Source organism: Shinella sp. H4-D48 (genome assembly GCF_022637395.1).
Taxonomy (GTDB): domain Bacteria; phylum Pseudomonadota; class Alphaproteobacteria; order Rhizobiales; family Rhizobiaceae; genus Shinella; species Shinella sedimenti.
The window spans coordinates 342,858-363,577 of record NZ_CP093337.1; the positions used below are offsets into that span (position 1 = coordinate 342,858).

At 63.9% G+C, this 20,720-nt stretch carries 22 protein-coding genes; 16 read left to right on the top strand and 6 right to left on the bottom strand.

Annotation, left to right across the window (positions count from 1 at the left end):
• Positions 1-4: 4 nt before the first annotated feature.
• The 6 genes from MNR02_RS01605 to MNR02_RS01630 all read left to right on the top strand — a co-directional run bounded on the left by MNR02_RS01605 (position 5) and on the right by MNR02_RS01630 (position 4,550).
• Entirely contained in the window at positions 5-649 is a 645-nt protein-coding gene (locus MNR02_RS01605) for a LysE family translocator (RefSeq protein WP_241601083.1), read from the top strand.
• Positions 650-652: 3 nt separating this feature from the next.
• Positions 653-1,141, top strand: a complete 489-nt coding sequence (locus tag MNR02_RS01610; protein ID WP_241947854.1) for a hypothetical protein — start codon at positions 653-655, stop codon at positions 1,139-1,141.
• Entirely contained in the window at positions 1,138-1,890 is a 753-nt protein-coding gene (locus tag MNR02_RS01615) for an SDR family oxidoreductase (RefSeq protein WP_241947855.1), read from the top strand. The genes MNR02_RS01610 and MNR02_RS01615 overlap by 4 nt, the downstream gene beginning before the upstream one ends.
• 23 nt (positions 1,891-1,913) lie before the next feature.
• Complete coding sequence (gene lpdA, locus MNR02_RS01620; RefSeq protein WP_241947856.1) at positions 1,914-3,320, top strand: dihydrolipoyl dehydrogenase; 1,407 nt, start codon at positions 1,914-1,916, stop codon at positions 3,318-3,320.
• 117 nt (positions 3,321-3,437) lie between these two features.
• Positions 3,438-3,941 (top strand): cytochrome b, encoded by a 504-nt coding sequence (locus MNR02_RS01625; RefSeq protein ID WP_241947857.1) that lies wholly within the window; start codon positions 3,438-3,440, stop codon positions 3,939-3,941.
• A 114-nt stretch (positions 3,942-4,055) separates the two neighbouring features.
• Positions 4,056-4,550 carry a DUF2867 domain-containing protein gene (locus MNR02_RS01630; protein WP_241601088.1) on the top strand — a complete coding sequence of 165 codons (495 nt, stop codon included), beginning with the start codon at positions 4,056-4,058 and terminating at the stop codon, positions 4,548-4,550.
• On the opposite strand, the gene MNR02_RS01635 is transcribed toward MNR02_RS01630, so the two are convergent.
• Together MNR02_RS01635 and MNR02_RS01640 are read right to left on the bottom strand one after the other, a co-directional pair.
• Positions 4,534-5,616: a TraB/GumN family protein gene (locus MNR02_RS01635; protein WP_241947858.1), complete on the bottom strand. Its 1,083-nt coding sequence runs from the start codon at positions 5,614-5,616 to the stop codon at positions 4,534-4,536. The two genes, MNR02_RS01630 and MNR02_RS01635, sit on opposite strands and share 17 nt — an antisense overlap.
• Positions 5,617-5,679: 63 nt before the next feature.
• Entirely contained in the window at positions 5,680-6,615 is a 936-nt protein-coding gene (locus tag MNR02_RS01640) for a tyrosine recombinase XerC (RefSeq protein WP_241947859.1), read from the bottom strand.
• Between the two features lie 159 nt (positions 6,616-6,774).
• Here MNR02_RS01640 and MNR02_RS01645 point away from each other — a divergent pair, with 159 nt between their 5' ends.
• The 10 genes from MNR02_RS01645 (at position 6,775) to ubiG (ending at position 18,553) form a co-directional block, all read left to right on the top strand.
• A complete protein-coding gene (locus tag MNR02_RS01645; RefSeq protein ID WP_241947860.1) occupies positions 6,775-7,911 on the top strand; it encodes an AAA family ATPase in 1,137 nt (378 codons plus the stop codon).
• A gap of 57 nt (positions 7,912-7,968) precedes the next feature.
• A complete protein-coding gene (locus MNR02_RS01650) occupies positions 7,969-10,173 on the top strand; it encodes a primosomal protein N' (RefSeq protein ID WP_241601092.1) in 2,205 nt (734 codons plus the stop codon).
• Between the two features lie 103 nt (positions 10,174-10,276).
• Positions 10,277-10,660, top strand: a complete 384-nt coding sequence (locus MNR02_RS01655; protein WP_241601210.1) for a DUF4345 domain-containing protein — start codon at positions 10,277-10,279, stop codon at positions 10,658-10,660.
• A gap of 260 nt (positions 10,661-10,920) precedes the next feature.
• Entirely contained in the window at positions 10,921-11,487 is a 567-nt protein-coding gene (locus MNR02_RS01660; RefSeq protein ID WP_241601093.1) for a F0F1 ATP synthase subunit delta, read from the top strand.
• Positions 11,487-13,016: a F0F1 ATP synthase subunit alpha gene (atpA, locus tag MNR02_RS01665; RefSeq protein WP_241601094.1), complete on the top strand. Its 1,530-nt coding sequence runs from the start codon at positions 11,487-11,489 to the stop codon at positions 13,014-13,016. Before MNR02_RS01660 ends, atpA begins: the two co-directional genes overlap by 1 nt.
• A 116-nt stretch (positions 13,017-13,132) precedes the next feature.
• Complete coding sequence (locus MNR02_RS01670) at positions 13,133-14,014, top strand: F0F1 ATP synthase subunit gamma (protein ID WP_134649344.1); 882 nt, start codon at positions 13,133-13,135, stop codon at positions 14,012-14,014.
• A gap of 26 nt (positions 14,015-14,040) precedes the next feature.
• A complete protein-coding gene (atpD, locus tag MNR02_RS01675) occupies positions 14,041-15,639 on the top strand; it encodes a F0F1 ATP synthase subunit beta (protein WP_241947861.1) in 1,599 nt (532 codons plus the stop codon).
• Positions 15,640-15,713: 74 nt separating this feature from the next.
• Positions 15,714-16,121, top strand: coding sequence for a F0F1 ATP synthase subunit epsilon (locus MNR02_RS01680; RefSeq protein ID WP_241601097.1), 408 nt, complete (start codon positions 15,714-15,716; stop codon positions 16,119-16,121).
• Positions 16,122-16,283: 162 nt separating this feature from the next.
• Complete coding sequence (locus MNR02_RS01685) at positions 16,284-17,711, top strand: mannose-1-phosphate guanylyltransferase/mannose-6-phosphate isomerase (protein WP_241947862.1); 1,428 nt, start codon at positions 16,284-16,286, stop codon at positions 17,709-17,711.
• A 95-nt stretch (positions 17,712-17,806) separates the two neighbouring features.
• Positions 17,807-18,553: a bifunctional 2-polyprenyl-6-hydroxyphenol methylase/3-demethylubiquinol 3-O-methyltransferase UbiG gene (gene ubiG / locus MNR02_RS01690; RefSeq protein WP_241947863.1), complete on the top strand. Its 747-nt coding sequence runs from the start codon at positions 17,807-17,809 to the stop codon at positions 18,551-18,553.
• Here ubiG and MNR02_RS01695 read toward each other — a convergent pair whose 3' ends face one another.
• The 4 genes from MNR02_RS01695 to grxC are packed head-to-tail and all read right to left on the bottom strand — an operon-like array spanning position 18,554 to position 20,691.
• Positions 18,554-19,132: a DUF3291 domain-containing protein gene (locus MNR02_RS01695; protein ID WP_241947864.1), complete on the bottom strand. Its 579-nt coding sequence runs from the start codon at positions 19,130-19,132 to the stop codon at positions 18,554-18,556.
• Entirely contained in the window at positions 19,132-19,560 is a 429-nt protein-coding gene (locus MNR02_RS01700) for a DUF1178 family protein (protein WP_241601101.1), read from the bottom strand. The genes MNR02_RS01695 and MNR02_RS01700 overlap by 1 nt, the downstream gene beginning before the upstream one ends.
• Positions 19,557-20,414, bottom strand: a complete 858-nt coding sequence (locus MNR02_RS01705; protein ID WP_241947865.1) for a carbon-nitrogen hydrolase family protein — start codon at positions 20,412-20,414, stop codon at positions 19,557-19,559. The genes MNR02_RS01700 and MNR02_RS01705 overlap by 4 nt, the downstream gene beginning before the upstream one ends.
• 19 nt (positions 20,415-20,433) lie before the next feature.
• The gene (grxC, locus tag MNR02_RS01710; RefSeq protein ID WP_241601103.1) at positions 20,434-20,691 is read right to left on the bottom strand and encodes a glutaredoxin 3; all 258 of its coding nucleotides are present in this window, start codon (positions 20,689-20,691) and stop codon (positions 20,434-20,436) included.
• Positions 20,692-20,720 lie beyond the last annotated feature (29 nt).

A 20,720-nucleotide genomic window follows, 5' to 3' on the forward strand; every position in this document is an offset into this window, starting at 1 on the left:
AACGATGAGCAGCTATCTTCTCGAACTCGCCTCGCTGATGGCCATCTTCTCCTTCGCGATCGTTTCGCCGGGGGCCGATCTCGCCATGGTCATGCGCCAGTCGCTGGTGCACGGGCGCCGGGCGGCGATCATCACCTCCTTCGGCGTCGGCGCGTCGCTGATGTTCCACGTCACCTATACGATCCTCGGGCTCGGGCTGATCATTTCCCAGTCGATCTACCTCTTCAACATCGTGAAGTGGTGCGGCGTGGCCTATTTGATCTATATCGGCATCAAGGCGTTGCGCGCCGGAAAGGCCGATCTTTCGCTCGAGGCGGTGGAGGGGCGCGAGGGACAAAAGAGCGACCAGTCGGCGTTACGCGCCTTCGGTCTCGGCTTCCTTGCCAATGCGCTCAATCCCAAGGCCGTGTTCTTCTTCCTGTCGATCTTCTCCACCGTCGTCAGTGCGCATACGCCGATTGCCGTGAAGTTCGGCTATGGCCTCGTCATGGCAACCTGCCTGATCGCCTGGTTCGTCGGCGTCTCGCTCTTCATGACGACGCCGCGCATGCGTGCTGCGTTCTCGCGCGCCAGCCAGTGGATCGACCGCACCAGCGGCCTCGTCTTCATCGCGCTGGGCATCAAGCTCGCGACGGAAAAGGCGCACTGAGCAATGCGCGTCGTCCTCATCGTTGCCAGCCTGTCTGCCGCAACCTCCGCCTTCGCGGCGGAGTGCCGGCAGGACCGTGCGATCTACGGGGATCGCGATGGTGGCTATGAACTGACCTTCGAACCCACCGGCTCCGACGCGGCGGCGACAAGCCACCATTTCAAGCTGAAGGTCCTTTCAAGCCGCACCGTGCTGGATGGAATCGTCATGCCGGGCGATCCCGCCCGCTCGAATGGCATGGTCATGTACAATTGCCCGGAGGGCGATGTGACCGGCGAGGAGATCGCTGCCTGCACCGTTTGGGAGGGCGTGATCTACGCGCTCAACGGCGCGGGCGATGCGGCCGACCTGCCTGATGAGAGTGCTACGGCAGCGGCAGGTGTGCTGCTCTCCGGCTTCGGCCCGTCCCTTCGCTATTCGAAGCTGTGGGACGAGGGCAAGGCGTCCGCTGTGCCATGGGATCTTCTCAAGCTCAAGGGATGCGCGGCATGATCGAGGCTCCCGTTCTTCTCGTGACCGGCGGCAGCCGTGGCATCGGTGCCAGCGTCTGCCGGCTGGCGGGTGCTGCCGGCTGGCAGGTTGCCGTGAACTACGTCACCAATCTGCAGGCAGCCGAAGCCGTGGTGGCGGAAATCCGCGCGGTTGGCGGTTCGGCCATCCCCGTCCAGGGCGATGTCGGCACCGAGCTAGGCCTCGCCTCGATCTTCTCCACCATCGACGGCACGTTCGGCCGGCTCGACGGTCTCGTCAACAATGCCGGCATCGTGGCGACGGCGCAGCGCGTCGACGAGATGTCGTCCGAGCGGCTGGAGCGCATGTTCGCCGTCAACGTCATGGGCTCGATCCGCTGCGCGCAGGAAGCGGTGCGCCGCATGTCGACCCGACACGGCGGCAAAGGCGGCGCCATCGTCAACCTCTCGTCCGTTGCGGCCCTGCTTGGCGCCGCCGGGCAATATGTCGACTATGCCGCCAGCAAGGGCGCCATCGAAAGCTTCACCATCGGCCTGGCGCGCGAGGTCGCGGCGGAAGGCGTGCGCGTCAATCTCGTGCGCCCCGGCATCATCGAGACCGAAATCCACGCCTCCGGCGGCTTGCCGGACCGGGCGCGCGACATGGCGTCGCTCATCCCGATGCAGCGGCCGGGCACTGCCGATGAAGTGGCCCAATCCATTCTCTATCTTCTCTCCGACGCGGCATCCTATGTGACGGGTGCCGCCATCAACGTCAGCGGCGGCCGCTAGGCCCTGCGTAGGAAGGACTTGTCATGGCATATGATCTCATCGTTATCGGTTCCGGCCCCGGCGGCTATGTCTGCGCCATCAAGGCAGCCCAGCTCGGCCTGAAGGTCGCCGTCGTGGAAAAGCGCGCCACCTATGGCGGCACCTGCCTCAATGTCGGCTGCATCCCGTCCAAGGCGCTGCTGCACGCGTCTGAGGCCTACAGCCACGCCGCCCACGGCATGGAGGCGCTCGGCATCGATGGTGTGAAGCCGACCCTCAATCTGCCGAAGATGATGGCGCACAAGGATGCGACGGTGAAATCGAACGTCGACGGCGTCGCCTTCCTCTTCAAGAAGAACAAGATCGACGGCATCCAGGGCACCGGTAAGGTGCTGGGCGCCGGCAAGGTTTCCGTCACCAATGACAAGGGCGAGGAGCAGGTCCTCGAGACGAAGAACATCGTGATCGCCACGGGTTCGGACGTCGCCGGCATTCCCGGTGTCCCGGTCGAGATCGACGAAAAGGTCATCGTCTCCTCGACGGGCGGCATCGCGCTCGACAAGGTGCCGGGCCATATGGTGGTCGTCGGCGGCGGCGTCATCGGGCTGGAGCTCGGTTCGGTCTGGGCACGCCTTGGCGCCAAGGTCACGGTCGTGGAATATCTCGATACGATCCTCGGCGGCATGGACGGCGAGGTCTCCAAGCAGTTCCAGCGCATGCTGGCCAAGCAGGGCATCGACTTCAAGCTCGGTGCCAAGGTGACGGGCGTGGAGAAGACGGGGTCGGGCGCCAAGGTGACTTTCGAGCCGGTCAAGGGCGGTGAGGCCACCACCATCGACGCCGATGTCGTGCTGATCGCCACCGGCCGCAAGCCCTACACGGAGGGTCTCGGCCTGACGGAAGCCGGCGTGGCGCTCGACAGCCGCGGCCGCGTCGAGATCGACAAGCATTTCCAGACCAACGTACCCGGCATCTACGCGCTCGGCGATGTCGTACGCGGCCCCATGCTCGCCCACAAGGCGGAAGACGAGGGCGTTGCCGTAGCCGAAATCCTCGCCGGCCAGGCGGGCCATGTGAACTATGACGTCATCCCGGGCGTCGTCTACACCCAGCCCGAAGTCGCCTCCGTCGGCAAGACAGAGGAAGAACTGAAGGCCGCAGGCATCGCCTACAAGGCCGGCAAGTTCCCCTTCACGGCCAACGGCCGTGCCCGCGCCATGCTGGCGACGGATGGTTTCGTGAAGGTGCTGGCCGACAAGGAAACCGACCGCGTGCTCGGTGTGCACATCGTCGGCTTCGGCGCCGGCGAGATGATCCACGAGGCGGCTGTCCTCATGGAATTCGGCGGCTCCTCGGAAGATCTCGGCCGCACCTGCCACGCGCATCCGACCATGTCGGAAGCCGTCAAGGAAGCGGCGCTCGCAACCTTCTTCAAGCCCATTCACATGTGACCGGTATTTGACGACTTACAAATATTAAATTTCAGCCATGTGGCGGCCGCGGATTGGTTTTTCATCCGCGGCCGTTATTCTCGGCAATGCTGGTAATGCATTTCCGAAGAGGGTCACATGGCTTCGCATACCGCTCTTTCCTATTCGATCTCGCAACGCATCCTGCATTGGATGATGTTCCTGCTGATCGGGTTCAACCTCATCTTTTCCGATGGCATTGAACACTGGAACCGCCTCGTCCGTCGCGGTGATACGGTCACGCCAGACGATCTGGCGTCCGCCAACATCCATGCCTATGTCGGCATCGCCATTCTCTGTCTCGCGGTGCTTCGTCTCGGATTGCGGGTGGTACAGGGTGCGCCGGAGGCGCCCGCCGCCGAGCCCTTGTTCTTCAGGCGTGTTTCCACAGCGGCGCATTGGGCCTTTTATGGTCTGTTCTTCCTGATGCCGCTCAGCGGCATCGCCGCCTATTATTTCGGTGTTACGCAAACGGGTTCCCTTCATGCAGGGCTGTTCAAGGCCCTGCTCTGGGTCCTGATCGTTGCGCATCTCGCCGGTGTCGCGGTGCACCAGTTCTATTGGAAGACGCCCGTCCTGCGCAGAATGACCAGCGGGACGTGACGCGGGATCGCAGTAACCGCATGTCGGGATGCGGCGTGCCACCTGCTGCGACAACCGGCCACCTGTCATCTCCCGGCGTTAAAGCGCAGCATGGCGGCCTTGAAGGAGACCGCCATGTCGCCCGTGTCGAGACCCGTCTCGCTCCCCCATCCCGTTCTTCCCGCCGCCGACTGGGCGGACCGGTTCACGCTCGGACTGCCTGTCGATCACTTGACAGCGCGGGAGGCCGCGCGGCTGGCGTTGGAGCATCCGCCGCGCTGGATACGCAGGCTGATGGTACTGCGCAACGCGCTGGTCGCGCCGTTCGGGCTGAAAGGGGCGGCCGGCGAGGTGCGGACATCTGAGACGGAGATCGGCGGTTTTCCGGTGGTGAGCGTCACCGACGACCGGGTGGTGCTGGGCTTCGACGACCGGCATCTGGATTTTCGCATCGTCATCGACGTGCGCTCCGACCGGCCCTGTGGCCAGACGCTCTCCGTGATGACGCTCGTCCACCGCAACAACCTGCTTGGGCGGTTCTACCTTGCCGCCGTGATGCCGTTCCACAAGCTGATCGTACGCACGATGCTGTCAGGCATCGGAACGCGCGTGGTCAGTTCACGGCCGTAACCGTAAAGCCTTCCTTGCGCAGCAATTCCACGACGCCTTCCGCGCCGGGCAGGTGCAGCGCGCCGACGGCCATGAAGACGTTGCCATCCGCGAGGATCGGGGCTGCACGGGTCGCCATGGTGTGGTTGCGGTCGATGATGATGCGCTGCTCGAAATCGGCATAGCTGTCGACATCGCCTTCGGCCTGCGGAGCCGCAGCGCGCATCATCGGCATGATCATGCCGACATCGCCGGCCAGATAGAGCTGGCTCATCGTCTCGATGACGTCCTGCAGCGTATCGCCGAGGGCGACGGTCTGCACGAGGCCCTGAATCTGTGGTTCGATGGGTAACGAGTCGAGGGCGGAGATCTGCTCTATCAAGGTTTCCAGGCCCTTGAGGGTCTTGCCCTCGGCCAGAGCGTCCTTGGCGAGCTTCTGGTCGAGGAAGGCGGCGCCGGCCGTCTTGCGGGCGATCTCGCAGGCGGGAAGTGCCACGAAGCTTGCGATCATCCAGGGCTTCATGCGCCCGACGGCGGCGAGCGACAGGCCGCGGCCCTTCAGCCCCTCGGCCAGCGTTTCGGCATCATCCTTGCTGAGGAAATCGGTGATCGACTTCCCGTCATTGAACATGGTCAGGTCAGGGCGCGCCAGGATGGTCACGCCTGCCTTCTTCTCGTCTGCAATCTCGTCGGATTCGACGACGACAGTCGCGGCCTCGTCAAAGGCTTTTCGCGCGCCGTCGGGCATGGCGACAACGCGCGGGTCGGTTACATGCATGGTGCCGAGCAGCCAGGAGGCCGGCTTGCCGTCCTTCTCGATTTTCCAGAAGATGGTCTTGCCGTTCGGCACCGCATCGGCTTCGGCGCGCAGTTTGGCGAAGGCGGCTGGATCGTTCGTCTCGTACCGCGTTAGCAGGTTGTTGCCGCCGCAGACCGGAAGATCCTGCGCATTGGCCGGCGATAGGGACGCGAGCACGACGAGGAAAGAGAGCGCGATGAGCATGTTGACCGCGGCAAGCAGCCACAGGCCAGTATCGGCCATCCGGTCGGCGAGCGCCATGCGGCTTTTGTGAAGAAGGACTGTCATGGTCGAACTCCCTGCATTTTGCGGCGACCCTAGTCCCGGGGTTCTCACGAATCTCTTAACGGATCAGGCCCGCGGATGGGCGCGATCGTAGATTTCGAGCAGGCGTGCGGAATCGACGCCGGTATAGACCTGCGTGGTGGAAAGGCTGGCATGGCCGAGCAACTCCTGAATGGTGCGCAGGTCGCCGCCTCCGGCCAGAAGATGGGTGGCGAAGGAATGGCGCAGAGCATGGGGCGTCGCGCTGTCCGGCAGGCCGAGCGCGCCGCGCATCTTCTGCATTTCGCGCTGGATGATGGCTGGCTGCAAAGGGCCGCCGCGCGCGCCGCGAAAGAGCGGCCTGTCGTCGCCGAGCGGGAAGGGGCAGAGCTTGATGTAATCCTCCACGCCCGCGCGGGCGGGGGCGATGAGCGGCACAATGCGTGTCTTGCCACCCTTGCCTGTGATGCGCAGCGATGTCGGGCTTCCCGCAAAATCACCTTGTGTCAGCGCCAGCGCCTCGGAGATGCGCAGGCCGCAGCCGTAGAGCAAGGCGAGCACGGCGGCGTTTCGGGTGCGGATCCATGGCTCTTCGGCGAGCTGTTCATGCGCATCGACGACGGCGATGGCCTGCCGGTCTGAGAGCGGTTTGGGCAGTGACTTCGGCTGTTTCGGCGAGCGTACGGCGGTCGCGCCGGCGGAATTGGCGAGGCCCTTGCGCTCGAGATGGCGCAGGAAAGAGCGCAAACCGGCAAGGCCGCGGCCAAGCGTGCGCGCACCCGCGCCGTCGCGCCGCCGGGCGGCGAGAAAGCCGCGCAGGTCCGCCGGCCGCAGGTTGCCGATGTCCTTCAAGCTGGCGGGTGCAGCGATATGCCCGGTCAGGAAGGCGAGGAACTGACGGGTGTCGCGCTCGTAGGCGTCCAGCGTATTGGCCGAAAGGCGGCGTTCTCCGGCAAGCGCCGCAAGCCAAGCCTGCCGCTCGTTCATGAGCGTGGGATCGGCGATGATGAGAAGCTCGGTCATGTCCTGCCTTTGGCGATAGCCCGGGGGCGTTTGTCACAGGATCGGCGATTTGCGTTATGGATCTGCTAACGTTCAGCTACGGCGCTCGCCAAAGCGGCCTGCCTTCCTGTAGACACGAAGCCGATCCTAAAACGTGCGTCCACCGAACCGGATAGGTCCATGCTACTGCGCTCCATGTCTGCCGAAAACTATCGCTCGCTGCGCGCGATCCGCATGGATCTTGGACGGGTGAACCTGTTCGTCGGCGAAAACGGCGCGGGAAAATCGAACCTCTACCGTTCGCTGCAACTGGTGCAGGCTGCCGTGCGCGGCGACTTCGCCTACGAGATCGCGGCGGAAGGCGGCATGGCCTCGGCACTGTGGACCGGCAAGCGGCGAGCAAACGAGCCGGTACGCATCCGGCTGGAAACCGAGCTGCTCGACGAGGAACGGGCGATTACCTTCCGCTATCGCGTGGAAGCGGGGTTGCGTCCGCCGAAGGCGGCCGCGGGCTTCGCCTTCGAGCCGCAGGTCAAGGCGGAAGAATTGTCGATCGAGACCGGGCGCCGTCCTGTCACGGTGATGAAGCGGGCCGGGCCGGGCATCATGGTGCGAGATGAAAACGGCCGTTTGGTCGAATATCCCGAACAGGCGCTGACGTCGGAAACGGCCGTCGCGCTGCTTGGCGATGCCGGGCACTATCCTGAAATCGGCACCTTCCGCCGAGCCGTCTCGCAATGGCGGTTCTTCCACGGCTTCCGGTCGGACCGGGATTCAGCGCTGCGCCAGCCTTGCCTGGCCGTTACCGCCCCGCTGCTTGATCAGGACGGGGCCAATATGGCGGCGGTGTTTGCGACGCTTCGATGGACGCGGCAGGACACGGTCGATCTCGACCGGGCGGTGGCGGATGCTTTCGGCGGTGCGCAGCTTTCGGTGCCGGAGCCCGAGGAGTTTGCCTCTTACGGGCTGACCTTCCCGCAGTTTCCCAAGCGTGTCTTCCAGCCGCGCGAGCTTTCCGACGGGCAGATCCGATTCCTTGCGCTCGCCGCGGCGCTGCTTTCCTATCGCACGCCGCCGCTGATTGCGCTCAACGAGCCGGAGGCGAGCCTGCACCCGGACATGCTCTCGCCGCTTGCCGAAATGATCGCCCAGGCGGCGCAGACGAGCCAGCTGTGGATCGTCACCCATTCCGAACGGCTGGCCGCCGAGGTGGAGGCGCGTTGCGGAGTGCGTGCGAAACGGGTCGTGCGCAATGACGGCGCGACCTGGATCGACGGCATGCGGCTGACCGGCGCAATGGCTGACGATGACGATTGAGGGCGGCTTCATCTTTGCGGTTTTCTTCGCGCGGTCATGGGGGCATGGTCGCGGGAAATGAGCAGCGATTCGACCGACCTTTTCGGAGACAAACTCTTTCCGCGCACGGTGCCCGTCATGGTGCCGGTGCCCACGCCCGTGCCCTATTCCTATACGGTGCCCGACGGCATGGCCGTTCAGCCGGGCTCCATCGTGCAAGTGCCGCTTGGACCGCGGCTGGTGCCGGGTGTCGTGTGGGACGGCGGCGATGACGGCAAGGTCGATCCGAAGAAGCTCCGGCCGATCGAGAAGGTCTTCGATTGCCCGCCGCTGTCGAAGGAAATGCGCGATTTCCTCGATTGGGTTTCTGCCTACACTGTCACACCGCCCGGTCTGGTGACACGCATGGCGCTGCGCGCGCCGACCGCTTTCGACCCAGAGCCGATGATCGAGGGGCTGCGCTTCACCGGCCACCGGCCGGAGCGCCTGACCAGCGCACGCGAGCGCGTGCTGGAGCTGGTGGAGGACGGCATTCCCTGGACGCGTTCGGGGCTTGCCCATGCCTCGGGTACCTCGACGAGCGTGGTCGACGGCTTGGTCAAGCAAGGCACATTCGAAACGGTTTTCCTGCCGCCGCCGCCCGTCGTGGCGCCGCCCGACCCGGATTATGTTGCGCCGAGGCTGGAAGGGCCGCAGACGGATAGTGCGGCCGAACTCGTCGAGAGCGTGCGCAAGGGCGAGTTTTCCGTTTCCCTGATCGACGGCATTACCGGCTCGGGCAAGACGGAGGTCTATTTCGAGGCGATTGCCGAGACGCTGCGGAAGGGCCGGCAGGTGCTGATCCTGCTGCCGGAAATCGCGCTGACGGCGAGCTTCCTCGAACGCTTCCAGGACCGGTTTGGTGCCAAGCCCGCGGAGTGGCATTCGGATCTGGCGCCGCGCACCCGCGAAAAAGTCTGGCGGCAGGTGACGACAGGCGATGTGCGGGTGGTCGCGGGCGCGCGCTCCGCGCTCTTTTTGCCCTTCGAGAATCTGGGCCTCGTCATTGTTGATGAAGAGCACGACCCCGCCTACAAGCAGGAAGACCGTGTCTTCTATAATGCACGCGACATGGCCGTTGTCAGGGCGCGCATCGGTGATTTTCCGGCCGTACTCGTTTCTGCAACGCCGTCGGTGGAAAGCCGCGTCAACAGCGATACGGGACGATACCGCAAACTGCATCTGCCGACGCGCTACGGCGATGCGGCGCTGCCGGACCTGCATCTCATCGACATGCGCCGCCATCCCCCGGCGCGCGGCGGCTTTCTCTCGCCGATCATGCTGCGCGGCATCGCCCGCACCATCGAGAAGGAACAGCAGGCGCTGCTTTTCCTCAACCGGCGCGGCTATGCGCCGCTGACGCTCTGCCGGGTCTGCGGCCATCGCTTCCAGTGCCCGCAATGCTCGAGCTGGCTGGTGGAGCATCGCTTCCGCGGACAGATCCAGTGCCACCATTGCGGCTACGCCGAGCGCACGCCAGAAGCCTGCCCCGAATGCGGCACGTTCGACCATCTCGCGGCCTGCGGGCCGGGCGTCGAGCGTATTGCGGAGGAGGTGGAGCGGCATTTCCCGGAGGCGCGGACCATCGTGCTTTCCTCCGACCTGATGGGGGTAAAGCGGCTGCGACTGGAACTGGAAGCGATCGCGCGCGGCGAGGCGGATATCGTCATCGGCACGCAGCTTGTCGCCAAGGGGCACAATTTCCCGCTGATGTCGCTGGTCGGCGTGGTGGATGCGGATCTCGGGCTTTCGAACGGCGATCCGCGGGCTGCCGAGCGCACATTCCAGCTGCTGTCACAGGTCACGGGCCGCGCGGGCCGCTCCGGCCTCAAGAGCCATGGCCTCATTCAGACCTATCAGCCGACGCATCCGGTGATGCAGGCTATCGTCTCCGGCGACGCGCAGGCCTTCTACGACCGCGAGATCGGTGAACGGGAAAAGGCACTTCTGCCGCCCTTCGGCCGGCTCGCCTCCGTCATCGTCTCGGCCGACAGCCGCAACGAGGCGGAAGCGCATGCGCGCGGCCTTCGGCAGGCGGCCCCCCATGCGGACGGCATCTCCATCCTGGGACCTGCGGAAGCGCCGCTGGCGCTTGTGCGCGGTCGCCATCGCTTTCGCCTGCTGGTACACGGCCGGCGGGGAAGCGAGATGCAGGCCTTCTTGCGCGCCATGCTCGCCAACGGCCCGAAGGAACGCGCATCGATCCAGGTTCAGCTCGACATCGATCCGCAGAGCTTCCTGTGAGGCGCATGGTTAACAAAGAATTGTGCGCAGACGTTTCGCCGGCTTCTGCGGCCCGCTGCGCCATGCGATAGAAGATGCGCGCAAAGCGACGGAGGCCCCCATGATGGAATTCTACATCCCCACCGAGACAGGCGAGTTTCTGGCCTTCTGTGCGGCCGTCGTGACGGGACTTATCGGACTGTTTGGACTGTTTGCCCCGGGCACGGCGCTCCGGCTTGCGGGCCTGCAGCGCCAGGACGCCAGCCGGGAAGGGACAGCCTTCGTGCGCTCGGCCGGCGGCTTCTATGCCGGACTTTCCATCGTCGCGCTGATGATGGCGCAGAGCTGGATCTACATGGCGATCGGCGGGGGCTTTGCACTTGCCGCCTTCGGCCGCATCGTCTCGTTTGCGTCGGACGGTTCCTTCAGCCTGAAGAACCTTCTCGTGCTTGCAGTCCAGGCAGTGCTTGCTGCGCTTCCGCTCGGATATGCATTCGGCTTCATCTGAGCCAAAAGCGGCGTTTAGTGTCGTCAGACAGACGAACACACGTCGCGCAGTGAAGTTTCGCCCCGACTGTGGCCGACTTATGGCGCATTCCTGCGTCCGGCGTGTTGCGAGTCCGGGTTTCCTATGCTAGACGAACCGCGAAATTCAGAAAAAGCGGGCGTCAACGCCTGTGGGAGCTGAAGATTACAGCAACGATTTCAGCGTGTTAGGGCCGTAGCTCCGCTACTGACCAATACTCTGGATGAAAAGAAGAGAAGCTTGTGCCCGTGGCAGACACATCCCAGCTCGTTTCCGGTGTTGCAGAAAGATATGCGTCCTCGCTTTTCGACCTCGCTCAGGAAGCCGGTTCGGCTGACAGTGTCGGTGCCGATCTCGACCGTTTCCAGGCCCTGATCGACGAAAGCGACGACCTCAAGCGGCTGATCGTCAGCCCCGTCTTCTCCGCCGAAGATCAGACCAAGGCCATTTCCGCCGTTGCCGCCAAGGCCGGCATCACGGGCCTCGTGGCAAACTTCCTCAAGGTGGTTGCGTCAAATCGCCGCCTCTTCGCCGTCCCGGGCATGATCAAGGCCTACCGCGTCATCGCGGCCCGTGCCCGCGGCGAAATCACGGCCGACGTTACCTCGGCCCATGCGCTGACCGCAGCGCAGGAAAAAGAATTGAAGGCGGCGCTGAAAGGCGTCACCGGCAAAGACGTGGCGATTGCCGTCACCGTCGACCCGTCCATTCTCGGTGGTCTGATCGTCAAGGTGGGATCGCGCCAGATCGACACGTCCCTTCGCACCAAACTCTCTACTCTTAAGCTTGCACTGAAAGAGGTCGGCTGATGGATATCCGCGCCGCGGAAATTTCCGCAATTCTCAAAGATCAGATCAAAAATTTCGGCAAAGAGGCGGAAGTCTCTGAAGTCGGCCAGGTGCTTTCCGTGGGTGACGGTATCGCCCGCGTTTACGGCCTCGACAACGTTCAGGCCGGTGAAATGGTCGAGTTTCCCGGTGGCATCCGCGGGATGGCGCTGAACCTGGAAAGCGACAACGTCGGTGTCGTTATCTTCGGTTCGGACCGTGACATCAAGGAAGGCGACACCGTCAAGCGGACCGGCGCCATCGTTGACGTTCCGGTCGGTCCGGAACTGCTCGGTCGCGTTGTCGATGCGCTCGGCAACCCGATCGACGGCAAGGGCCCGATCAATGCCAAGCAGCGCGCCCGCGTTGACGTCAAGGCTCCCGGCATCATTCCGCGCAAGTCGGTTCATGAGCCGATGTCGACCGGCCTCAAGGCCATCGACGCCCTCATCCCGGTCGGTCGCGGCCAGCGCGAGCTCGTCATCGGCGACCGCCAGACCGGCAAGACCGCTATCATCCTGGACACGATCCTGAACCAGAAGGCGATCCACGACAACGGCCCGGACGGCGACAAGCTGTACTGCGTCTACGTCGCTATCGGCCAGAAGCGTTCGACGGTTGCCCAGTTCGTGAAGGTTCTCGAAGAGCGCGGCGCTCTCCAGTACTCGATCATCGTTGCCGCAACGGCTTCCGACCCGGCGCCGATGCAGTACCTCGCACCGTTCGCCGGCTGCGCGATGGGCGAATACTTCCGTGACAACGGCAAGCACGCCCTCATCGGTTACGACGACCTTTCCAAGCAGGCCGTTTCCTATCGTCAGATGTCGCTCCTGCTGCGCCGCCCGCCGGGCCGCGAAGCTTATCCGGGCGACGTTTTCTACCTGCACTCGCGTCTCCTCGAGCGCGCTGCAAAGCTCAACGACGACATGGGCGCTGGTTCGCTGACGGCACTGCCGGTTATCGAAACCCAGGGTAACGACGTTTCGGCGTTCATTCCGACCAACGTGATCTCGATCACCGACGGCCAGATCTTCCTTGAAACGGACCTGTTCTACCAGGGTATCCGCCCGGCCGTTAACGTCGGTCTGTCGGTTTCCCGCGTCGGCTCGTCCGCACAGATCAAGGCGATGAAGCAGGTCGCCGGCTCGATCAAGGGCGAACTCGCCCAGTATCGCGAAATGGCAGCCTTCGCCCAGTTCGGCTCGGACCTCGATGCCGCAACGCAGCGCCTGCTGAACCGCGGTGCCCGCCTGACCGAACTCCTGAAGCAGCCGCAGTTCTCGCCGCTGAAGACGGAAGAGCAGGTCGTGGTGATCTTCGCTGGCGTGAACGGCTACCTCGACAAGATCGCCGTCTCCGACGTCGGCAAGTTCGAGCAGGGTCTGCTCGGCTACTTCCGTTCGGAAGGCAAGGCGATCCTCGATGCCATCCGCACCGACAAGGCGATCAGCGACGACACGAAGGGCAAGCTCAAGGCTGCTCTCGACTCCTTCGCCAAGACCTTCGGCTGAGGCTGACGGTTCCAGCCCTGCGCGCCCAAGGCGCGCAGGTGCTCCGAGCTTTTGGATTTGACGCATGACCATCCCCGACACCTGTCCGGGAGATCGTGCTACAGGACGGAAAACGGATGCCTTCACTTAAGGATCTGAAAAACCGGATCGCCTCCGTCAAGGCGACGCAGAAGATCACCAAGGCGATGAAAATGGTCGCCGCGGCGAAGCTTCGGCGTGCCCAGGAAGCGGCCGAGGCTGCCCGGCCCTATTCGCAGCGCATGAGCGCGGTTCTCGCCAACATCGCCCAGGCCGTCGGCCAGGACGACAGCGCGCCGCGTCTGATGACCGGCACGGGCAAGGACCAGGTTCATCTGCTCGTCGTCTGCACGGCCGAGCGTGGCCTGTGCGGCGGTTTCAATTCGCAGATCGCTCGTCTGGCGCGTGACCATACCCGCAAGCTTCTGGCGAGCGGCAAGACGGTCAAGATCATCTGCGTGGGCAAGAAGGGCTTCGATATCCTGCGGCGCGAATACGCTTCGCTGATCATCGACCGCGTCGACCTGCGTGAAGTCAAGCGCATCGGTTTCGAGAACGCCGACCAGGTGGGCCGCAAGGTCATCGGTCTGTTCGAGAAGGGCGAGTTCGACGTCTGCACGCTGTTCTATTCTGAGTTCAAGTCGGTCATCTCGCAGATCCCGACCGCGCTCCAGCTTATCCCCGCTTCCGCTCCGGCGGCCGTGGCGGAGACGACCGGCGCGACCGCGATCTACGACTACGAGCCGGATGCCGCCGCGATCCTCGGCGATCTCATCCCGCGCAACATTTCCGTCCAGATCTTCCGGGCCCTGCTCGAGAACGTCGCCGGCGAAATGGGCGCCAAGATGAGCGCCATGGACAACGCGACCCGCAATGCTGGTGAAATGATCAACAAGCTGACGCTCAACTACAACCGTCAGCGCCAGGCTCAGATCACCAAGGAACTCATCGAAATCATCTCGGGCGCTGAAGCGCTCTAAGGACCAGGACAAAGAGGGTAAGAGACATGGCTAAGGCAGCTACCCCGAAGGACACCGCAGCGGCAAAGAAGCCGGCTGCGACCAAGACGGCCGCAGCAGCGGCGGCTCCGGCCGCAGCCGCAGCAACCAAGGCTCCGGCCGCAAAGGCACCGGCTGCGAAGACCGCTGCCGCCAAAGCCTCCACGAAGGCTGCGGCTCCGGCTGCTTTTGTTGCAACCGGTCGCGTAACGCAGGTCATCGGCGCCGTCGTCGACGTTTCGTTCGACGGTGAACTGCCGCAGATCCTGAACGCGCTGGAAACCGACAACAACGGCAACCGCCTCGTTCTCGAAGTCGCCCAGCACCTCGGCGAAAACACCGTTCGCACGATCGCCATGGACTCGACCGAAGGTCTCGTCCGCGGCCAGGCCGTTGCCGACACGGGCGCTCCGATCACCGTTCCGGTCGGCCCTGAAACGCTTGGCCGCATCATGAACGTCATCGGCGAGCCCGTCGACGAAGCCGGCCCGCTGGTCACCTCCGGCAAGCGTGCGATCCACCAGGAAGCACCGTCCTACGTCGAGCAGTCGACGGAAGCCCAGATCCTCGTCACCGGCATCAAGGTCGTGGACCTTCTCGCTCCCTACGCAAAGGGCGGCAAGATCGGCCTGTTCGGCGGCGCCGGCGTTGGCAAGACCGTTCTCATCATGGAACTGATCAACAACGTCGCCAAGGCGCACGGTGGTTACTCGGTATTCGCAGGCGTGGGTGAACGTACCCGCGAAGGCAATGACCTCTACCACGAAATGATCGAATCGGGCGTGAACAAGCACGGCGGCGGCGAAGGCTCCAAGGCTGCCCTCGTTTACGGCCAGATGAACGAACCGCCGGGCGCACGTGCACGCGTCGCGCTGACCGGTCTGACCATCGCTGAAGACTTCCGCGACAAGGGCCAAGACGTTCTGTTCTTCGTCGACAACATCTTCCGCTTCACGCAGGCAGGTTCCGAAGTGTCGGCTCTGCTCGGCCGTATCCCGTCGGCCGTGGGCTACCAGCCGACGCTCGCCACGGACATGGGCCAGATGCAGGAGCGCATCACGACCACGACCAAGGGCTCGATCACCTCGGTTCAGGCCATCTACGTACCCGCCGACGACTTGACCGACCCTGCGCCGGCTACCTCGTTCGCCCACCTGGATGCCACGACCGTTCTGTCGCGTTCGATCGCCGAAAAGGGCATCTACCCGGCCGTTGACCCGCTCGACTCGACCTCGCGCATGCTCGACCCGATGGTTGTCGGCGAAGAGCACTACGAAGTCGCCCGTAAGGTCCAGACGACGCTGCAGCGCTACAAGGCCCTGCAGGACATCATCGCCATCCTAGGCATGGACGAACTGTCGGAAGACGACAAGCTGGCCGTTGCCCGCGCCCGCAAGATCGAGCGCTTCCTGTCGCAGCCGTTCTTCGTGGCCGAAGTCTTCACCGGTTCGCCGGGCAAGCTGGTTGCTCTCGAAGACACGATCAAGGGCTTCAAGGGTCTCGTGAATGGCGAGTACGACCACCTTCCGGAGGCCGCCTTCTACATGGTCGGTTCCATGGAAGAAGCTATCGAGAAGGCCAAGAAGCTGGCTGCTGAAGCCGCTTGATGTTTTTGGCGGGCGCCCGCTGGGCGCGCCCGCCAATCTTCCCGGCCGTATGAAATCAGAAAAAGTGAATGGTCATGGCTGACAACTTCAACTTTGAACTCGTTTCTCCCGAGCGCCTGCTGGTTTCTGGCAGCGTCAGCGAAGTCGTCATTCCGGCGACCGAGGGCGAGATGACCGTAATGGCCAACCACGCGCCGACCATGACGACGATCAAGCCGGGTGTCGTCACCGTGAAATTCGCGGACGGCAAGAAGGACCGCTATGTGGTCTTTGGCGGCTTCGCCGATATCGTCCCGACCGGTTGCACGCTGCTTGCGGAATCCGCAGTCCATGTCGATGACTTCAATGCCGATGAGATCGCGCGTCGCGTTGAAACGGCTCGCGCCGAGCTGTCGCAGGCAACGACGGACGAACACAAGTTCGGTATCGAAAGCTACCTGGCGGAGCTCACCACGTTGCGCGGCATCGTCGTTCCCGTTTGATCCTGCGTCCATCGCAAGACATCGAACCCGCCTCCGGCGGGTTTTTTGTTGCGATCATGTTGTCTTAATCGTTGCATTTGCTGTTTGCGCGCACGGCGATTAAGAAGATATCGGACAGGACGGCCCAATAGAATGGGCACCGTCGCTTCACCGGGAGGAATGATGAGCAGCAAGATCGTGCCCGTAATCATGGCTGGCGGCAAGGGCACCCGCCTGTGGCCGCTGTCTCGCGCATCGGCTCCCAAGCAGTTCCTCGAATTCCTCGGCGAGACCACGCTGTTCCAGAGAACGCTGGCGCGGGTCTCTGACACCGCGCGCTATGAGCCGGCGGTCGTGATCACGAACAGTGATTTCCGCTTTCTCGTCGCCGAACAGGCCCGTACTGCCGGTGTTTCCCTCGCCTCCATCCTTCTGGAGCCGGTTGCGCGCAACACGGCGCCGGCGCTTGCCGCAGCCGCAACGGTCGTTGCACGCAAGTACGGCGAGGACGCGCTCATTCAGGTGCTCGCCTCGGATCACGAGATCAATGCCGACTCGACCTATTTCAGCTGTATCGACAAGGCAGCCGTCGCAGCGAGAGCCGGCCGGCTGGTGACGTTCGGTATCACGCCGAACGAGCCTGCCACGGGCTATGGCTATATCGAGATCGGTGAGGATCTCGGCAACGGTACGAACGCCGTGCGCCGCTTCGTCGAGAAGCCGGGCCGCGACAAGGCCGTCGAGATGCTTGCGGCAGGCGGTTATCTCTGGAATTCCGGCATGTTCATGCTGCCCGTCGGGCTTTTCCTGCGCGAGCTTCAGCAATATGCGCCGGAGGTGCTGGCAGCCGCGCAGGAGGCCGTCGCCAAGGCCCATCACGACCTCGATTTCGAACGACTGCACGAGGCCGCCTTTACACGGGCGCCGGATATCTCCATCGATTACGCGATTTTCGAAAAGACACCCATTGCCGCCGTCGTTCCCTCGCCGATTTCCTGGTCTGATCTCGGCAGCTGGGATTCCGTCTGGAAGATCGGCCAGCGGGATGAGGCCGGCAATGTCGCCGATGGTAGTACGACGGTGCTCGACACCCGCAACTCGCTGATCATCTCACGCGATATTCATGTCGCCGTGCAGGGGCTCGACGATATCGCCGTCGTGGCCAGCGAGGATGCGGTCTATGTCGGCCGACTGGAGGACAGCCAGAATGTCGGCAAGCTCGTCAAGCAGCTTGCCAGCCTGCCCAAGACGCAGAAGCTGACGGAGACGCACCCCACCGCCTACCGGCCCTGGGGCGGTTATACGTCCGTGCTGAACGGCGAGCGTTTCCAGGTGAAGCGCCTTTTCGTGACGCCGGGCAAACGGCTGTCCCTTCAGAAGCACCACCACCGCTCCGAGCACTGGATCGTGGTACGCGGCACCGCGGAGGTGACGATCGGGGACAAGACCATCGCGCTCAGGGAAAACGAGTCGGTCTATATTCCGCAGGGCGAGCTGCACCGGCTCGCCAATCCCGGCAAAATCCTCCTGGAACTGATCGAGGTGCAGACCGGATCCTATCTCGGCGAGGACGATATCATCCGCATCGAAGACGAGTTCGGCCGCGGCTGAGACCGTCTCCGGCAGGGGCGCTTCATATCGTCCTCTTGACAACTTGGGCCGGTAGGACGACTTCACGGGTATAGATCCACGCGAAGGAGACGGCCATGAGCGAGGCAGCCCGCACGACGATCGACCAGGCGGAAGTCGACCGCTTTTCCGCGATGGCGGCGGAGTGGTGGGATCCCACCGGCAAATTCCGTCCGCTGCACAAGTTCAACCCGGTGCGGCTCGCTTACATCCGCGATCTCGTCTCCGCGCAGTTCGGCCGCGATCCCGCCGCCCATCGCCCGCTGGAGGGTCTTCGCATCCTCGATATCGGTTGCGGCGGCGGGCTGCTTTCCGAGCCGATGGCGCGTATGGGGGCCGAGGTGCTGGGCGCGGATGCCTCGGAAAAGAACATCGGCATTGCAAAAGCCCATGCGGCCGGAAGCGGCGTTGCGGTCGACTATCGCGCGGTGACGGCCGAGGCCCTGGCCGAGGCCGGCGAGACCTTCGATGTGGTGCTCAACATGGAGGTGGTCGAGCACGTTTCCGATGTCGACTTCTTCCTCACCACCTGCGCCTCGATGGTGCGCCCCGGCGGCATGACGTTCGTGGCGACCATCAACCGGACGCTGAAGGCCGCAGCGCTCGCGATCTTCGCGGCCGAAAACGTACTGCGCTGGTTGCCGCGCGGCACTCATCAATATGAAAAGCTTGTGCGCCCGGAAGAGATCGAAAAGCCGCTGACAGCGTCCGGCCTCACCGTGACCGACCGCACCGGGGTTTTCTTCAACCCGCTGCTGAACCAGTGGAACCTGTCCAAGGACATGGACGTCAACTACATGCTGGTGGCGCGCCGGCCGGCCTGATCAGGGCTCGAGCAGTCGCATGGCGGCCAACAGATCCTGCTGGCCCACGGCGTTGCGCGCGCCGATGGCCTTTACGCGATCCCGGTCGATGATGACGGGTTCGCCATCGGGGCAGAACGCTTTCTTGAAGGTAAAGGCACGGGGCGTCGGCCCATGGTCGGCGAGATGCTCCAGACGTTCCGCTCCATCTGCCCAGACCGGCCGTGCGCCTTCCTTCACCCACCATAGCACCAGAGCCGGCCACGCCTGTTTCTGGTTCCAGTTGCGAGCGTGCTTGAGCGCATCGGCATGCACACCGTCATAGGTGAAGGCCATGATGCTTTCGAGGCTGGACCAGAGGGAAAGCGATGATGGCGCGTCCTGGAAACCGCTGCCGGTGAGGAAGCGGGGATAGACCTTCTCACCCCAGCTTTCCGGCCCCGGCACCTCGTCATAGCCCGAGCGGCCGATATAGCCTTCCGCCCGGCTCGCCGCCTCGAAGTTGAAAGGTTCGCGCAGGCGAAAACCCGCGACGCGCTCGCTTTCATATTCATCGAGGTGAATGCCGAAATTGTAGACGGCGAGGTGGTGACCGCGCATCAGTTCGTGTCGTCAGGCAGTACCGGGAGCGGCGCGATCTCGACACCCTCTTCCAGGAGGTCGCGCACCTCGTCCAGCGTTGCCTGGCCGATGAGGCCCCGCTGTTCGGCCTCGCCATAATGGATCTTGCGTGCTTCCTCGGGAAAGCGCTCCCCGACATCCTCGGAATTGGCGCGGATCGTCGAAACGATCTCCCGCAGCTTGGCGACCATTTCCTTCTGGCCGGCCTGCATGACCATTTCCTGACGACGCTCCTTCTTGCGGGCGGTCGACACGGAGGGGGCCATGAGGCGCTTGGCAACATGGGTGGAGCCGCACACGGGACACGAGACCAGCGACATCTTCTGCTGGCGGTCGAAATCATCCGCCGAGCCGAACCATCCTTCGAAGGCGTGGCCGTTGTCGCAGGAGAGATCGTAGCGGATCACGCGGCAACGCCCCCCTTGGCGGAGGCAGAAGCCGTCTCGAGCGTGAAGGTCCGCCCGTTGCGCAGGTTGGGAATGCGGTCATGGGCAGCCTTCACGGCGCCCGTATCGATATCGGCGAGCACGATGGCCTCGCCCGTGCCGCCGGCTTTGGCGAGCACGCGGCCCCAGGGGTCGATGATCATCGAATGGCCGAAGGTCTCCCTGCCATCCTCATGGACGCCCGCCTGCGCGGCAGCGATGATGTAGACGCCGTTCTCGATGGCGCGTGCGCGCAGCAGCGTTTCCCAATGCGCTTCCCCCGTCTGTCGGGTGAAGGCGGCGGGCACGGAGATGATCTCGGCGCCGGCCTGTGCCTGTGCCTTGAAGAGTTCGGGAAACCGCACGTCGTAGCAGATGGCGAAGCCGAGCCTTGCGAAGGGCAGGTCCGCCATGCGGGCGACGTTGCCGGGCGTGTAGACGGCGCTCTCGCGCCAGCTTTCGCCATTGTCGAGGTCGACATCGAACATGTGGATCTTGTCGTAGCTGCAGATGCGCGTGCCATCGGGGCCGAAGAGAAAGCCACGATTGGCGACCTTGCCGTCGGCCAGCGCGATGGCCGTGGAGCCGACATGAACATGGATACCGAGGTCGTTGGCAAGGTCGGCGGCGGCGGCGATCACCAGGTCGTCAGCCTCCGGGCGCAGGATCGCGCGCACGCCCTGGCGGTCCTTCTGGATGGCGCCGGTCATTTCCGGCGTCTGGACATAGACCGCGCCCTTGGCGGCAGCCTCGCGCACGAGGCGCTGCATCGTTTCCACGTTGCGGACAGGATCGGTGCCCGAGCACATCTGGATTGCGGCGATCGTCACGGTCATGGCGGGCTCCTGTGCCGGTTCAGGCGGCGAGAAGCGCGTCGAGTTCGCCGGCGCGCTCGAGGGCATGCAGATCGTCGCAACCGCCGACATGGCGCTCGCCGATGAAGATCTGCGGGAAGGTGTTGCGGCCGTTGGAGCGCTTGATCATCTCCTGGCGCACATCCGGTGCATAGGTCGCGTCATGCTCCTTGTAGGCCACGCCCTTTGTCTCGAGAAGCTTCTTGGCGGCGCTGCAATAGCCGCAGAACTGACGCGTGTAGATGACGACCGGGGCCATGCTTTCTGCTCCAATACTCGGAAAAACCG

What these genes read in the sequence shown, in the direction of transcription:
- MNR02_RS01605 (WP_241601083.1), top strand. Translation starts at nt 5, where the DNA reads ATGAGCAGCTATCTTCTCGAACTCGCCTCGCTGATGGCCATCTTCTCC.
- MNR02_RS01610 (WP_241947854.1), top strand. Translation starts at nt 653, where the DNA reads ATGCGCGTCGTCCTCATCGTTGCCAGCCTGTCTGCCGCAACCTCCGCC.
- MNR02_RS01615 (WP_241947855.1), top strand. Translation starts at nt 1,138, where the DNA reads ATGATCGAGGCTCCCGTTCTTCTCGTGACCGGCGGCAGCCGTGGCATC.
- lpdA (WP_241947856.1), top strand. Translation starts at nt 1,914, where the DNA reads ATGGCATATGATCTCATCGTTATCGGTTCCGGCCCCGGCGGCTATGTC.
- MNR02_RS01625 (WP_241947857.1), top strand. Translation starts at nt 3,438, where the DNA reads ATGGCTTCGCATACCGCTCTTTCCTATTCGATCTCGCAACGCATCCTG.
- MNR02_RS01630 (WP_241601088.1), top strand. Translation starts at nt 4,056, where the DNA reads ATGTCGCCCGTGTCGAGACCCGTCTCGCTCCCCCATCCCGTTCTTCCC.
- MNR02_RS01635 (WP_241947858.1), bottom strand. Translation starts at nt 5,616, where the DNA reads ATGACAGTCCTTCTTCACAAAAGCCGCATGGCGCTCGCCGACCGGATG.
- MNR02_RS01640 (WP_241947859.1), bottom strand. Translation starts at nt 6,615, where the DNA reads ATGACCGAGCTTCTCATCATCGCCGATCCCACGCTCATGAACGAGCGG.
- MNR02_RS01645 (WP_241947860.1), top strand. Translation starts at nt 6,775, where the DNA reads ATGCTACTGCGCTCCATGTCTGCCGAAAACTATCGCTCGCTGCGCGCG.
- MNR02_RS01650 (WP_241601092.1), top strand. Translation starts at nt 7,969, where the DNA reads ATGAGCAGCGATTCGACCGACCTTTTCGGAGACAAACTCTTTCCGCGC.
- MNR02_RS01655 (WP_241601210.1), top strand. Translation starts at nt 10,277, where the DNA reads ATGGAATTCTACATCCCCACCGAGACAGGCGAGTTTCTGGCCTTCTGT.
- atpA (WP_241601094.1), top strand. Translation starts at nt 11,487, where the DNA reads ATGGATATCCGCGCCGCGGAAATTTCCGCAATTCTCAAAGATCAGATC.
- MNR02_RS01670 (WP_134649344.1), top strand. Translation starts at nt 13,133, where the DNA reads ATGCCTTCACTTAAGGATCTGAAAAACCGGATCGCCTCCGTCAAGGCG.
- atpD (WP_241947861.1), top strand. Translation starts at nt 14,041, where the DNA reads ATGGCTAAGGCAGCTACCCCGAAGGACACCGCAGCGGCAAAGAAGCCG.
- MNR02_RS01680 (WP_241601097.1), top strand. Translation starts at nt 15,714, where the DNA reads ATGGCTGACAACTTCAACTTTGAACTCGTTTCTCCCGAGCGCCTGCTG.
- MNR02_RS01685 (WP_241947862.1), top strand. Translation starts at nt 16,284, where the DNA reads ATGAGCAGCAAGATCGTGCCCGTAATCATGGCTGGCGGCAAGGGCACC.
- ubiG (WP_241947863.1), top strand. Translation starts at nt 17,807, where the DNA reads ATGAGCGAGGCAGCCCGCACGACGATCGACCAGGCGGAAGTCGACCGC.
- MNR02_RS01695 (WP_241947864.1), bottom strand. Translation starts at nt 19,132, where the DNA reads ATGCGCGGTCACCACCTCGCCGTCTACAATTTCGGCATTCACCTCGAT.
- MNR02_RS01705 (WP_241947865.1), bottom strand. Translation starts at nt 20,414, where the DNA reads ATGACCGTGACGATCGCCGCAATCCAGATGTGCTCGGGCACCGATCCT.
- grxC (WP_241601103.1), bottom strand. Translation starts at nt 20,691, where the DNA reads ATGGCCCCGGTCGTCATCTACACGCGTCAGTTCTGCGGCTATTGCAGC.